Origin of the sequence: Rhodanobacter panaciterrae (assembly GCF_014651895.1) — a bacterium.
GTDB classification, from domain to species: domain Bacteria; phylum Pseudomonadota; class Gammaproteobacteria; order Xanthomonadales; family Rhodanobacteraceae; genus Rhodanobacter; species Rhodanobacter panaciterrae.
This window is the reverse complement of sequence record NZ_BMXT01000001.1, coordinates 231,046-244,961: the sequence shown is the minus strand read 5'-3', so window position 1 is coordinate 244,961 and position 13,916 is coordinate 231,046. Positions and strand designations below refer to the sequence as shown.

Annotated in this window: 9 protein-coding genes; 8 read left to right on the top strand and 1 reads right to left on the bottom strand. The window is 62.9% G+C overall.

Going from position 1 to position 13,916, the window contains the following annotated elements; all coding sequences use genetic code 11:
• Positions 1-22: 22 nt before the first annotated feature.
• The 7 genes from IE071_RS01075 to fusA all read left to right on the top strand — a co-directional run bounded on the left by IE071_RS01075 (position 23) and on the right by fusA (position 9,761).
• Positions 23-1,201, top strand: a complete 1,179-nt coding sequence (locus tag IE071_RS01075) for a fatty acid desaturase family protein (protein ID WP_189439340.1) — start codon at positions 23-25, stop codon at positions 1,199-1,201.
• 204 nt (positions 1,202-1,405) lie between these two features.
• A complete protein-coding gene (locus IE071_RS01070; protein ID WP_189439339.1) occupies positions 1,406-1,744 on the top strand; it encodes an RcnB family protein in 339 nt (112 codons plus the stop codon).
• 215 nt (positions 1,745-1,959) lie between these two features.
• On the top strand, positions 1,960-2,319 hold the full coding sequence (locus tag IE071_RS01065) for a DUF1304 domain-containing protein (protein WP_189439338.1): 360 nt from the start codon (positions 1,960-1,962) through the stop codon (positions 2,317-2,319).
• A gap of 10 nt (positions 2,320-2,329) precedes the next feature.
• Entirely contained in the window at positions 2,330-3,001 is a 672-nt protein-coding gene (locus tag IE071_RS01060; RefSeq protein WP_189439337.1) for a M24 family metallopeptidase, read from the top strand.
• 468 nt (positions 3,002-3,469) lie between these two features.
• Positions 3,470-7,036 carry a chemotaxis protein CheB gene (locus IE071_RS01055; protein WP_189439336.1) on the top strand — a complete coding sequence of 1,189 codons (3,567 nt, stop codon included), beginning with the start codon at positions 3,470-3,472 and terminating at the stop codon, positions 7,034-7,036.
• Entirely contained in the window at positions 7,036-7,398 is a 363-nt protein-coding gene (locus IE071_RS01050) for a response regulator (RefSeq protein WP_189439335.1), read from the top strand. Before IE071_RS01055 ends, IE071_RS01050 begins: the two co-directional genes overlap by 1 nt.
• Positions 7,399-7,631: 233 nt before the next feature.
• Positions 7,632-9,761 carry an elongation factor G gene (fusA, locus tag IE071_RS01045; RefSeq protein WP_189439334.1) on the top strand — a complete coding sequence of 710 codons (2,130 nt, stop codon included), beginning with the start codon at positions 7,632-7,634 and terminating at the stop codon, positions 9,759-9,761.
• Positions 9,762-9,866: 105 nt separating this feature from the next.
• Here fusA and IE071_RS01040 read toward each other — a convergent pair whose 3' ends face one another.
• Positions 9,867-11,207, bottom strand: coding sequence for a peptidoglycan-binding protein (locus tag IE071_RS01040; RefSeq protein WP_229792690.1), 1,341 nt, complete (start codon positions 11,205-11,207; stop codon positions 9,867-9,869).
• A 239-nt stretch (positions 11,208-11,446) separates the two neighbouring features.
• Here IE071_RS01040 and IE071_RS01035 point away from each other — a divergent pair, with 239 nt between their 5' ends.
• A complete protein-coding gene (locus IE071_RS01035) occupies positions 11,447-13,789 on the top strand; it encodes a nitric-oxide reductase large subunit (protein WP_189439333.1) in 2,343 nt (780 codons plus the stop codon).
• Positions 13,790-13,916: the final 127 nt, after the last annotated feature.

Genomic DNA, 13,916 nt, shown 5'->3' with positions numbered 1-13,916 from the left:
TGATCATTCGCCAGGCCATCTCATGTCCCTCGATTCATCACATCGCGGGGACTCCTCTGCCGATTCGCTGCCAGCCGATGCTCACGGTGAACGACTGAAGTTCAGCGGTGACAACTCGTTCCATCGCGAACTGCGGCGTCGCGTCGATGCCGAATTCAAGCGCAGCGGTACCCGCCAGCGCGATAGCGCGCAGATGTATCTGAAGACAGCGGTGATCCTTGCCACCTTCGCACTGGCCTATGTCGCGCTGGTGTTCTTCGCCGTCACCTGGTGGCAAGCATTGCCGCTGGCGCTCGTGCTGGGTACGGCGATGGCAGGGATCGGTTTCAACATCATGCACGACGGCGGGCATCAGGCGTATTCGGAGCGACGCTGGGTCAACCGGCTGATGGCGCTGGCGCTGGACCTGGTCGGCGGCAGTTCTTACATCTGGCAGTGGAAACATGCGCGCTTCCACCACACCTGGGTCAACGTGGCCGGGCACGACAGCGACATCGACCTCGGCGTGCTGGGCCGGCTGTCGCCGCAACAGCCGCGCCGGCCGTGGCATCGCTGGCAGCACATTTATCTGTGGCCGCTGTACGGCGTCACCGCGATCCGCTGGCATCTGTTCGGCGACTTCCGCGACATGATCACCGGCACCGTCGGCGAGCGCCCGTTCAACCGGCCGAAAGGCTGGGACTTGGCCGGCCTCGTGATCGGCAAGCTGGTGTTCTTCACCCTGGCGTTCGGGCTGCCGCTGATCTTCCATCCGATCGGCACCGTATTGTTGTTCTATGCGCTGGTTTCGGGGATCGCCGGCATCCTGCTGGCGCTGGTGTTCCAGATGGCGCACGTGGTCGAGGAAGCGGCGTTTCCGGTGCCTGACGAAACGACTCAGCAGATCGACACGCCGTGGGCAATCCATCAGCTGGAAACCACGGTGGATTTCGCTCGCGGCAACCGTGTGTTGAGCTGGCTGGTCGGCGGTCTGAATTTCCAGGTCGAGCACCACCTGTTTCCACGCATCTCGCACGTGCACTACCCGCTGGTCGCGCGCGTGGTGGAAGACGCCTGCCGCGAGTACGGCGTGACCTATCGCGAGCACCGCACGTTCAGTGCCGGCATCGCCTCGCACTATCGCCTGCTGCGGCGGTTGGGCAAGCCGGTCGCCGCGATCAGCAACGCACCCGCCGTAGCTGATGCCCGAGCTGCTGCATAACTGACGCGTAACCGTCGCCCGGACGTGAATACCGCACTACCGCGGAATTCACGCGCAGCGACCTTGCCCCTTGCGATGCTGTATTCGCAGTAGCCATGCCTTCGGTACGGTTTCACCTCCGGGCAATCGCGTGCGCTGACATTTGCCGCTGTCCTTGACCTGTGGCTCCGCCACAGGCTTGGCATTCCACAAAGGACACACATCATGAAAACGAAACTTGTCTTGGCCATGTGCGCCGCCCTTCTGGTATCCAGCGCAGCGATGGCTGCGCAGTCCGACGATCAAAGCGGCACCGTTCAAACCACCAAAACAACGACCACCACCGTGCAGCACGTCAACGGCGCCAACACCACCTGGTACAAGGAAGGCGGCATTGTGCCGACCGAGTATCGCGACAATCGTTATGTGGTTCAGCACTGGCAGACCGAGCACCTGAACGAACCCAGCCAGGGATCTCATTGGGTGCGTGGCGATGATGGTGACTACCTGCTGGTCGATTCAAACACCGGTGCGATCACCCGCATCATTCACCATACCGACTGAGCAATCAGGGGTGCGAGCTCTCATCGCGCCCTCTTACTAAACGGACCCATGGTTTCCATGGGTCCGTTTTTCATGGCGGCGCTCAATCCACACATAACCGACCTTCCCTCAGCACCTTGTACGTCGTATTTGCGATGAGCTGACCCGACTGCGACACTCCCTGCACGTCGCTCCGACCAGGGAGCACCACGGTCAGCCATCCAAGGGGAAATGCCATGTCCATCGCCGCCAACGTCGTGATCGCCGTCATCGCGCTGCTGCACCTGTGGTTCCTGATCCTGGAGATGTTCCTGTGGACCAGGCCCTCCGGTCGACGCGCGTTCGGCACCACCGCAGAGTTCGCCGAGCAGTCGAAAGCACTCGCCGCCAACCAGGGGCTCTACAACGGCTTCCTCGCCGCCGGATTGATCTGGGGCCTGTGTTTGGGCGGCGGCGCTGGCCTCAGCGTGAAAGTGTTTTTCCTCGGCTGTGTGCTGGTTGCCGGCATCTTCGGCGGCCTGACCGCGAGCCGGAAGATTCTGTGGATACAGGCGTTGCCGGCACTGATTGGGCTGGTACTCATCCATTTAGCCTAAACCGATACTCATGACGACGCCCTCCCGTGAAGCTGTCGGGCAACGCTTCGATCATGCGTTGATGCAGCACGCCCGCGAACGCACTTGGGCCGCGTTGCGTGGCATCCGTGAGCGCATGCGTCCTGGCATCAGCGAGGACGAGGCGAAAGTCGAAGCGACCGAGGTATTCCGCGAACTCGGTTTCGAGCGACTATGGCATCCGGTGATCATCCGCATCGGATCGAACACCACCAAAACCTATCGGCAACGCTCCGATCCGAACGTTCGGCTGGGCGAGAACGACAGCTACTTCATCGACCTCGGACTGGTGTTCGACGGGCATGAGGGCGATGTGGGCGACACTTTCGTGGTCGGTCATGCGCCGGAGCGGCAGGCCGCTGCGGATGCAGCGCGGGCGCTGTACGGCGAAGTGGCCGACGCGTGGCGCACGCAGGGACTGAGTGGCCAGGCGCTGTATGCATTTGCCGGCGAACGTGCCGAGGCGATGGGCTGGCGGTTCAATCATGCGATCAAGGGGCATCGGGTCAGCGACTTTCCGCACTCGGTGCACAAGGGCGGCGACCTTGGTGACCTGGAGGCCGCACCATCCAGCGGGTTGTGGATTCTGGAGATCCAGATCGCGCATCCGAGCGAACCGTTCGGCGCGTTCTACGAGGATCTTCTTACGACTTCCAGCAGCTGATCGCGGGCATCCATGAAACCCCTCCGTGCAACGTTGGATCCCCAGGTGATCGCTGACTGGAAGGTTCGCATGACGTCCTATCGCCGAGCGAAGCGGCGCCTGCAGCCATGGATCCTTGGCTGGCTCACTGTTGTACTGCTGGTGTGTGTACTGAAGCCCGTCGCTACGCCATTCGCGCTGCTCGCGACGATTCTTGTTTCAGTGCCTCTCTCCTACATGCCTGGTCTCATGTCAGACATGACCTGTCCTCACTGCGGCGCTTCTCCGTTACCTCCCGGAGGACGCGGCTCCCTGCTCGACATCGACTTCTGCGAAAACTGTTTTTACTGGCTCAAATCGCCCACCGGGAGCCGCTAGCTCCTCGCGGATGGCTTCAACACGCAAGTTGCTGCAATCACCCGAGGTAAACGCCATGCGCGCTATGCTGCAGCCTCATCCAGGCGTTGCCTGGATTTCAGGCTGCACCGCATGCCGTCGTATCTGAAGCCCGTACCCACTCCCGCCGCGACCGCCGGCAAGGGCAGCCTGACGACGAAAACCCGCAAGCTGCCACCGACCAGTACCATGATCGTCGGCATCGGCGCTTCGGCCGGCGGACTGGAAGCGTTCAAGGCATTCTTCACGCACATGCCGGCCGATGGCGAGCTGGCCTTCGTGCTGGTGCAGCATCTGGCACCGGACCACAACAGCCTGCTGGCGGAACTGATCGGCCGCAGCACCACGATGCCGGTGCTGGAAGCGACGCATGGCATGCGGGTGGAAGCACGGCATGTCTATGTGATTCCGCCGAATGCCACGCTGACGATTGCCAGCGGCGTGTTGCAGGTGTGCAAGCCGGCGCCGCCGCGCGAGCATCGCTGGCCGATCAATACGTTCTTCACCTCGCTGGCCGAGGATCAGGGCGATTGCGCAGTCTGTGTGGTGCTGGCCGGTACCGGCAGCGATGGTGCGCAGGGACTGCGCGCGGTGAAGGATCACGGCGGACTGGCGCTGGCGCAATCGGGTTTCGACCACGAAGCGATGACCGGCATGCCGGCCAATGCGGTGGCCACCGGGCTGGTCGATGCTGTCATGCCGGTGTCCGAGATGCCGGCGCGACTGCTCGCCTATCAGAAGCAGATGCATGCCGCGCAGCAGAAAAAGGGTTCCGATGGCGTGCGCGGCGACGTGGCCGCGCACCTGAAAACCATCTGCGAACTGCTGCATGCCGAGATCGGCCACGACTTCGGCCAGTACAAGGAAAAGACCCTGATGCGGCGCATCCAACGGCGCATGCTGGTGGTGCAGGCCGAGACGGTGACGGATTACATCGAATACCTGCGCGAACATCCGAACGAGCATGAGCTGCTGTTCCGCGAGTTCCTGATCGGGGTGACCGAGTTCTTCCGCGATCCGATCGCGTTCGAAGCACTGCGCACCATCGCGATCCCGTCGCTGCTGGCCGACAAGACCAGCGAGGATGTGCTGCGGATCTGGGTGCCCGGCTGCGCCACCGGCGAAGAGGCCTATTCCATCGCGATCCTGCTGCGCGAGGCGATGGGTTCGCAGCGCGGCCTGAAGGTCAAGATCTTCGCCACCGACATCGACGACCAGGCGATCGGCCGCGCCCGCGCCGGTCGATACCGGGCACCGTTGAACGGCATCTCGCCCGAGCGTCTGGAACGCTGGTTCAGCAAGGATCGTGACGACTACTGCGTAGCCAAGCAGATCCGTGAGATGTGCATCTTCTCGCCGCACAGCGTGATCAAGGATCCGCCGTTTTCGCGGATGGACCTGGTCTCCTGCCGCAATCTGCTGATCTATCTCAACAACGATCTGCAGGAACGGCTGGTGCAGTCGTTCCACTATGCCTTGCGGCCTGGCGGTTTCCTGCTGCTGGGTCCGTCGGAGCGGCTGGCGCGGAACGCGCGCCTGTTCACCGAACTGGACAAGAAGCAGCGGCTGTATGTGCGTCGCGACGACGCACATACACGCCCACGGGATTTTGTCAGCATGCATCCGCGCCCCTTCAGCGGCACCGAGCAGCCCACGCCGCGACATGTGGAAGATCCGATCGATCAACAGGCGCGCCAGGCACTGGAACCGTGGTCGCCGGCCTACGTGGTGATCAACGCCAGTCACGACGTGCTGCGCTTCGGCGGCGACACCGGGCGTTACCTGGCGCCCTCGACCGGCGCGGCCAGCCTCAACCTGTTCCAGCTGCTCGACAAGCCGTTGCGCGGCGCCGTACGCGCAGCCGCGCTGCAGGCCTTTGCCAGTGGCAAGCAGGTGATCCGTGATGGGCTGACCGTCTCGCTCAATGGGCAGGAACGATCGTTGCGGCTGATCGTGGAGCCGCTGGGCCCGGATGAGCTACGCGACGACGGCAAGGTCGAGATGTGCGTGATCGCCTTCCACGAGCTCGAACCCGCGCCGCACTCGACCGATCCAACCACGGACGGCAAGCCCGGCGGCGAGCTCACGCGCATCCAGGCACTGGAGGACGAATTGCGCGGCACCCGCATGCAATTGCATGCCGCGGTCGAGCTGCACGAAACGGCCAGCGAGGAACTGAAGTCGGCGAACGAGGAATACCAGTCGGTCAACGAGGAACTGCAGTCCGCCAACGAGGAGCTGGAAACCTCGACCGAGGAGATGCAGTCGATCAACGAGGAACTGCAGACCGTCAACGTCGAGCTCAACAGCAAGAACGAGGCGCTGAACCGGCTCAACAACGACATTCGCAACCTGCTCGACAGTACGCAGATCGCGACGATCTTCCTCGACCGCGAGCTGCGCATCCGCAGCTACACGCCGAAGATGACCGAGCTGTTCCATCTGCGCGACGGCGACAAGGGCCGGCCAATCACCGAGATCTCGCCGCGCATCAACTATCCGGAACTGAAGGGCGACGTGGCGCAGGTGCTGCACGACATGGCGGTGACCGAACGCATGCTGCGCGGCGAAGGTGATGCGCCGACCTTCCTTCTGCGCATGCGTCCCTATCTGACGTTCGACAATATCGTCGACGGGGTGGTGCTGACCTTCGTCGACATCACCGAGAGCCAGCAGCTGAACAGCGAGCACGCCCGCCTTGCGGCGATCGTGAACTCCTCGCGCGACGCGATCTTCGGTTTTTCGCTGGACGAACGGATCAGCAGCTGGAACGCCAGCGCCGAACGTATCTTCGGGTTGTCGGCCGAGCAGGTGGTCGGCCAGCCGTTGAACATACTGCTACCGCCCGAGCCGTCCGAGGAGACCCGGAAGTTTTTCGTCAGCCACGAGCGGCCGACGCGGCTGGCCGAGTTCGACATGATCTGGGTGCGGCCGGACGGTACCTCGGTGCCGCTGGCGATCAGCTACTCGCCGGTATGCGACCAGGACGGCACGATGTTCGCCGGCAAGCTGATCGCACGCGACGTGACCGAGCGTGTGCGCGCGGAACGGCATACGGAAATGATGATGGCCGAGCTCAACCATCGGGTGAAGAACACCCTGGCCACGGTGCAGGCGATTGCCCAGCAGACCATTGTCAACGCGCAGGATCTGCCGAGCTTCAGGGAAAGCTTCCTGTCGCGGCTGCTGGCGCTGTCGCATACGCACAACCTGCTGGCGCGGGATGCGTGGCTCGGCGCGCCGCTGAGCGGCCTCGTCAACAACGAATTGGCACCTTATCGGCCTGACGATGTACGCACGAATGACGCGCGGGTACGCCTGCAGGGCGACGAACTCATTCTGCCGCCGAAACATGCGCTGGCGCTGAGCATGGCCTTGCACGAACTGGCCACCAATGCCGGCAAGTACGGCTCACTGTCGGTACCCGAAGGTCGGGTCTCCGTCACCTGGACGACACGCATGCAGGATCAACGTCCAAGACTGCAATTGCAGTGGACGGAAACCGGTGGCCCCGCCGTGGTTCCGCCTACCCGCCGCGGCTTCGGCACACGCCTGATCAATGAAGGTGTGCCGTATGAACTGGATGGTGAGGTGACGCTCGAATTCCCTCCCAGCGGCGTGACCTGCACCATCGATGTACCACTTGAGGTAGTTTCCTGATGACCACTGAAAGCCAGCTGCCCTGCATCCTGCTCGCCGAAGACGAGATGATGCTGGCGATGATGCTGGAAGATCGCCTCAACGCCTCGGGCTACAACGTGATCAAGGCCGCGCGCCTGAACCGTTGCCTGGAACTGGCCGAGTCTGCATCGATCGATCTGGCGATCCTCGATATCAATCTGGCCGGGGAACAGAGCTTTCCCGCGGCCCTGGTGTTGCGTCGTCGCGGCATCCCGTTTGTGTTTTCCTCCGGCTACGACGACCAGGATGTGCCCGAAGTCTGGCGCAACGAGAAAATCCTGCAGAAACCGTATGACACCCGGCAGCTGACCGCGGCGCTGAATGCCCTGCGCGCCGCCTGAGAGGGCCGAAACGACACCCGTCCAAGGACTGCCGCAGCCCGCCGATTGAACCGATCTCGGCAGACCGGCCGCCGGCCGGTTACGATGGGCGGTCTCATGCACCCGCAAACGACCTGCCAGGCCAGCGCAAACCCGGCCCCAGGCTCGCAGGCATCTTGAAAACCTTCCCGGTGGACGGCATCTGCTGTCCGCCTCACGTTTGTCCTGACGCAACCCTTTCCGGAATCCAGACCGTGGCCCGACAGAAACCCATCTCGCTCTACCGCAACATCGGCATCATTGCGCACATCGATGCGGGCAAGACCACCACCACCGAGCGCGTGCTGTACTACACCGGCAAGAAGCACCAGATCGTCGACGTGCATGACACGAAAGACGGCAAGGGCTCGACCACCACCGACTACATGGAGCAGGAGCGCAAGCGCGGCATCACCATCCAGTCGGCGGCCGTGACAGCCGAATGGAAAGGTCACCAGATCAACGTGATCGACACCCCGGGGCACGTGGACTTCACCATCGAGGTGAACCGTTCGCTGCGCGTGCTCGATGGCGCCGTCGTGGTGTTCGACGGCGTCGCCGGCGTGGAACCGCAGACCGAGACCAACTGGCGCCTGGCCGACCAGTACAACGTGCCGCGCGTGTGCTACATCAACAAGATGGACCGCATCGGCGCCAGCTTCGCGCATTGCGTGAAGGGTATCCGCGAACGCCTCAACGCACCGGCCCTGCTGTGCCAGGTTCCGCTGGGCAGCAGCGACGAATTCATCGGCATGGCCGACCTGGTCGCCAACGTCGCCTACATCTGGGCTTCGGACGACAAGGACAGCACCTGGGAAACCGTGTCGTTCGAGGAAGCGAGGGCGCGCCTGAAGTTCGGCTCCACCGTCGACAACGACTGGATCGACCAGTTGCCGAAGCTGCGCGAGGAAATGATCGAGCACGCATTGGCGATGGACGACGACGCGTTCAGCCACCTCATCGAGACCGGTGAGCACGATCCGGCGAAGCTGAAGGAATGCATCCGCAAGGGCTGCGTCACCGGCAAGCTGGTACCGGTGTTCTGCGGCTCGTCGTACAAGAACAAGGGCGTGCAGCAGCTGCTCGACGCCGTGGTCGACTACATGCCCTACCCGGGCGAGAACGGCGGCATCTCGATCGTCGACGAGGACGGCAACGTCATCGGCGAGCAGGAAGTGCGCGACGACGCACCGGCGCGCGCGCTGGCGTTCAAGGTCATCAACGACCAGTTCGGCACGCTGACCTTCTGCCGCATCTACTCGGGCGTGATCAAGAAGGGCGACACGCTGCAGAACGTCACCCGCGGCAAGAAGGAGCGCGTGGGCCGCATCGTGGAAGTGCAGGCCAACGCCACCAAGGAAATCGACGAGGTTCGCGCCGGTGACATCTGCGCCTTCGTCTCGATGAAGGACACCGAGACAGGCGATTCGCTGTCCGATCCGGCGCACCCGGCCCTGCTCGAGCGCATGCGTTTCCCCGATCCGGTGATCAGCGTCTCGGTCGAGCCGAAGACCCGCGGCGACGTCGACAAGATGTCGACCGCGCTCTACAAGATGGTCAAGGCCGATCCGTCGCTGCGCATGGAAGTGGACCAGGAAACCGGCCAGACCGTGCTCAAGGGCATGGGCGAGCTGCACCTGGAGATCACCATCGACCGCATGCGCACCGAGCTCGGTGTGGAAGCCAACATGGGCAAGCCCAAGGTCAGCTTCCGCGAGGCGTTCGGCCAGACCGTCGAGCACACCTACACGCACAAGAAGCAGACCGGCGGCACGGGTCAGTTTGCCGAAGTGAAGATCATCTTCGAGCCGGGCGAGCCGGGCACCGGCGTGGTGTTCTCCGACGAAGTGGTCGGTGGTCGCGTGCCGCGCGAGTTCATCCCGGCGGTGGAGCAGGCCATCACGAAGGAGTCCCGCGAGGGCCAGGTTGCCGGCTACCAGGTGCTGGACTTCAAGGCACGCCTGATCGACGGCAAGTACCACGACGTCGACTCTTCCGCATTGGCTTTCGAAATCGCCACCCGCGGCTGCTTCCGCGAGGCGCAGAGGATGTCCAAGCCGAAGCTGCTCGAGCCGGTGATGAAGCTGGAAGTGGTCACCGAAGCGACCTACCTCGGCGACGTGATCGGCGACATGAACCGTCGTCGCGGCTCGATCACCGAGCAGGGCCAGAAGGGCGCGAATGCCTTCGTGCAGGGCTTCGTGCCGCTGGCCGAAATGTTCGGCTACATCAACTTCCTGCGTTCGGCCACCAGCGGTCGCGGCAACTTCACCATGATCTTCGATCATTACGAAGAAGTGCCGGCCAGCATGGTCGAGAAGTTGATGGAGAAGGAGTCGAAATAAGACTCCATCCGCATCAGAATCTTCTGCAGCACTCGTCAAACAGAACGGCGCCGTATCGCTACGGCGCCGTTTCTGTATCCGCTGACCTGTTCCGGTTACACCGGGCTACTCGCGCAAGGCATCGACCGTCCTGGCATCCAGCTGACCCGTCGTGTCCAGCCCGCGGATCTTCTGGAATTTGCTGATGGCCGCCGAAGTGCCTGGCCCGGAAACGCCGTCAACCTTGCTGTTGTACAGCCCCAGCGTAGCCAGCTTGCGTTGCGCATCCGCCACCGAGAAATTCCCGGTAGATGCAGAGGCACCATCCACCGCAAGCGTGCCACCCGTACCCAGGCCGCCAGCCACGTGCTGCGGCGCGTAGGCGCGCACGGCCTGCACCATCTGGTTGTAGGAATCCAGGAACGCCGCGGCGATGACCTTGCCTTGTGGTGTCTTGCTGTAGGCTCCCGCCGCGCCGGCAGCACCGCCGCCGCCGAGGACGGCGCCAAAACCGAGATCGACGTTCTTCGCACTGCCCTGCGAAATGGCTACCTGCACACCCGAGCGGGTATCGGTAAGCATCAGCGTGGTGGATGCCTCGCTGGTCTTCATCGAGCCCACCACGGCTCCGATCAAGGCACCGTACCCCCCGCCAAGGCCGCCAAGTGCCGCAGCACCGCCGCCACCAGTGTCCTGCGAGAACTGGATGTTGGGAGTGACCACATAATCGGCCGCAACCATCTGGCCCTTGCCAAGATGACTGTTGCTGCGCATCTCGCCGGAAGCGGCAAGATCGCGCTCCTGCATCATCGAACCCATTGCACTGCCGCGATCGACCACCACGAAGCAATTGCTCTGCTGGATCATCAGTCGAATGAGCGGCGTAGTCGCTGGCAAGTGATATTGATTGGTGAGGATGCCGTACCAGGGTTCGCTCGTATGCTCTTCGACCGCCAGCGTACCGAGCGAATGGTCGCAGTGCTCCAGTGTCTTGTTGGCGTTGGCGCTGTTGGCACCGCCCGCCGATCCGCCAACCGGATTCTTGCCGCCGCCCACGGCCATCTCCGCACAACCGCTCAGCACCAGCACGGAGCTCAGGCCAAGTACCAACAAAGTCCGTTTTACCGATTCAATTCGCATAGCAGCTCCATTTTTTCCATAAAGTGGGTCAGGTACGTGCAAGCCGGATTCCGCATCAGGCCGTGCGAACAACAGATGCGATGGAAAGCTCCATGCAGGCCAAAGCGCCAGCCGCGCCGACACGGCGACACGTCCGGACACGATGGGAAACATGGCCCCTGGCACGGCGTGACCGTATCGATAGCGACACACGCATCCCGCGACAAACGGGAGTGGTGAGCGGCCTCGATCATTTTCACCCGGCAGGGCCGTCGCCATCTGGCGACCAACCATGATGTTTCTTGCCGGATTTTCGGCGGCGGTTCTGTAGTGCTTCGCTGATGCCATGTCGTCGTTCTGGCATGCGCGGCTCTTGTTCTCGCACGCCCGGGAATCCACACGGGCCGTGAGCTCCCACCCTCAAGCACTCCCGATGCTTGCGGGTGGGTGAGTCCGATCCTGATGCACCAGGCGTAGCCCTGCACTCAGCCGTCACGTCGCGAAGTGCAGCTTCGACGGGTTGCAGCATCGCCAAGCGGGTAACCCTGCACGCCACGATACTTCCAACCCGACTCAGGGGAATGATCATGGCCGAAGCCGCACAACCGAAGAACGAACCTGAAGAATCCCCGTTGTCACCCTGGTGGGTGCGCTCGGTGCTGATCGTGATGGTGCTCGGCTTTGCCGGCCTGCTGGCAATTACCGCACTGGCTTATCGCAATGCGCCACCGATCCCGGGCCGGGTCGCCGACGCCAGCGGTGTCACCGTCTTCACCGCCGATGACATCGGCAACGGCCAGGCGCTGTTCCTGCGCTATGGATTGATGGACAACGGCACCATCTGGGGACACGGCGCCTATCTGGGACCTGACTATTCCGCCAACGCACTGCACGATATCGGTGACGACACCGCCGCCGCACTGGCGCAGCAGCAATACGGCAAGCCGGTGGCCGAACTGGATCCGGGTCAACTGGCCGCCGTACGCGCACAAGTCGCCGTGACGCTGAAGACCAATCGCTTCGATGCCGCCAGCAACACCCTGCATCTGACTGCACCGGAAGCAGCAGCGTATCGTCAACAGGTAGTTCGCTGGACCAGCTATTTCCATGACCCAGCCAAAAACGGCGGACTCAAGCCCGACCTGATCACCGACCCGACCGAGCTGCATCAGCTCACCGCCTTCATCACTTGGGCAGCGTGGGCTTCGGTCGCCGATCGTCCGGGCAGCAATTATTCCTATACCAACAACTTTCCGTACGATCCCGAGGTCGGCAATCTGGCGCCACCGGGCGCTCTGCTGTGGAGCGCGCTGAGTCTGGTGGTGCTGCTGGGCGGCATCGGCGCGGTGTTGCTGGCGTTCGGCAAATTCGACTACCTGGGCTGGGTCACGCGTGGTCACCATGTGCATCCGCAGGTGATCCCGGGACAGGCCAGCCCCGGCCAACGCGCGCTGGTGAAGTTCTTCGTGGTGGTGGCTCTGCTGTTTTTGCTGCAGACCCTGGTCGGTGGCGCGGTCGCTCATTTCCGCGCCGACCCCGGTAGCTTTTACGGCTTCCAGCTGGAAAAAATCTTCCCCAGCAATCTGCTGCGTATCTGGCATTTGCAGACGGCGATTTTCTGGATCGCCACGGCTTATGTCGCGGCCGCATTGTTCCTCGGTCGCTCGTTGCGCGCCGATGAACCACGCTGGCTGGCGCCGGCGATCCATCTGCTGTTTGCCGCGTTCGCGCTGGTGATCGTTGCCAGCCTGCTCGGTGAATGGGCCGGCCTGTCCGGTCTGCTCGGCGACTGGTGGTACTGGTTCGGCAACCAGGGCTGGGAATATCTGGAGATCGGCCGCTTCTGGCAATACCTGCTGGTCATCGGCCTGCTCGGCTGGTTCGCCATGCTGTGGTGGCTGGCGCGACCGCGCACGGTGGCCAATCCGGAAGCGCGCCCGCTGGCGCGGATGTTCCTGTACGCGGCGCTGGCGATACCGGTGTTCTATATCCCGGCGCTGTTCTTCGGCGCCAAGACAAACTTCACCGTGGTCGACACCTGGCGCTTCTGGATCATCCATCTGTGGGTGGAAGGCTTCTTCGAATTCTTCGCCACCACGGTGGTCGCGCTGACGTTCTTCCAGCTCGGCCTGACCCGGCGCAACACTGCGCTGCGGGTGATTTACCTCGATGCCATCCTGTACTTCGGCGGCGGCCTGATCGGCACCGGTCATCACTGGTACTTCACCGGGCAGAGCCAGATCAACATGGCGATGTCGGCGCTGGTCTCGGTACTGGAAGTGGTGCCGCTGACCCTGCTGACGCTGGACGCCTGGGATTTTGTGCGCACCACCCGCGGCAACTGCGATATCTGCGAGAAGTCGATCGCGGTGCCGCACAAGTGGACGTTCTACTACCTGATCGCGGTGGGTTTCTGGAATTTCCTCGGTGCTGGCGTGTTCGGCTTCCTGATCAACCTGCCGATCATCAGCTACTACGAAGTCGGAACCATCCTCACGCCCAACCACGGCCACGCCGCGATGATGGGCGTGTTCGGCATGTTGGCGATCGCGCTGATGGTGTTCGTGCTGCGCCAGACCACCGACGATGCACACTGGCCGGGGATCGAGAAGTACATCAAGGTCAGTTTCTGGGGCACCAACCTCGGCCTGCTGATGATGGTGGCCTTCAGCCTGTTCCCCGGCGGCGTGCTGCAGGTGTGGGACGTGGTGCAGCATGGCTACTGGCACGCCCGCAGCCTCGCCTATACCGGCACCGACAGTGCTCGCCTGATCGAATGGCTGCGCCTTCCGGGCGACCTGGTCTTCATCATCTTCGGCGCGGTGCCGCTGTCGATCGCGGCGATCAAGGCGTATCTCGACCTGCACAAAACGCAGCCATCCAGCCCGCAGATTCCCCTCGACACCGCACGCGACACCGGTAGCAGCTGAAAGCCGTTCGGGCCCATGACGATGTGCGCGACGCCTGGCGAGGAGAGCCACTAGATTTTGCATGCTGCAACGCACAGCAAACGCGGCAAACGCCTCGCCGCGTAGCCAGAAGAAACATGCGGATTCG

Bases quoted from the DNA above. Each gene is read 5' to 3' on its own strand.
- IE071_RS01075 (WP_189439340.1), top strand. From the start codon at position 23: ATGTCCCTCGATTCATCACATCGCGGGGACTCCTCTGCCGATTCGCTG.
- IE071_RS01070 (WP_189439339.1), top strand. From the start codon at position 1,406: ATGAAAACGAAACTTGTCTTGGCCATGTGCGCCGCCCTTCTGGTATCC.
- IE071_RS01065 (WP_189439338.1), top strand. From the start codon at position 1,960: ATGTCCATCGCCGCCAACGTCGTGATCGCCGTCATCGCGCTGCTGCAC.
- IE071_RS01060 (WP_189439337.1), top strand. From the start codon at position 2,330: ATGACGACGCCCTCCCGTGAAGCTGTCGGGCAACGCTTCGATCATGCG.
- IE071_RS01055 (WP_189439336.1), top strand. From the start codon at position 3,470: ATGCCGTCGTATCTGAAGCCCGTACCCACTCCCGCCGCGACCGCCGGC.
- IE071_RS01050 (WP_189439335.1), top strand. From the start codon at position 7,036: ATGACCACTGAAAGCCAGCTGCCCTGCATCCTGCTCGCCGAAGACGAG.
- IE071_RS01040 (WP_229792690.1), bottom strand. From the start codon at position 11,207: ATGGCATCAGCGAAGCACTACAGAACCGCCGCCGAAAATCCGGCAAGA.
- IE071_RS01035 (WP_189439333.1), top strand. From the start codon at position 11,447: ATGGCCGAAGCCGCACAACCGAAGAACGAACCTGAAGAATCCCCGTTG.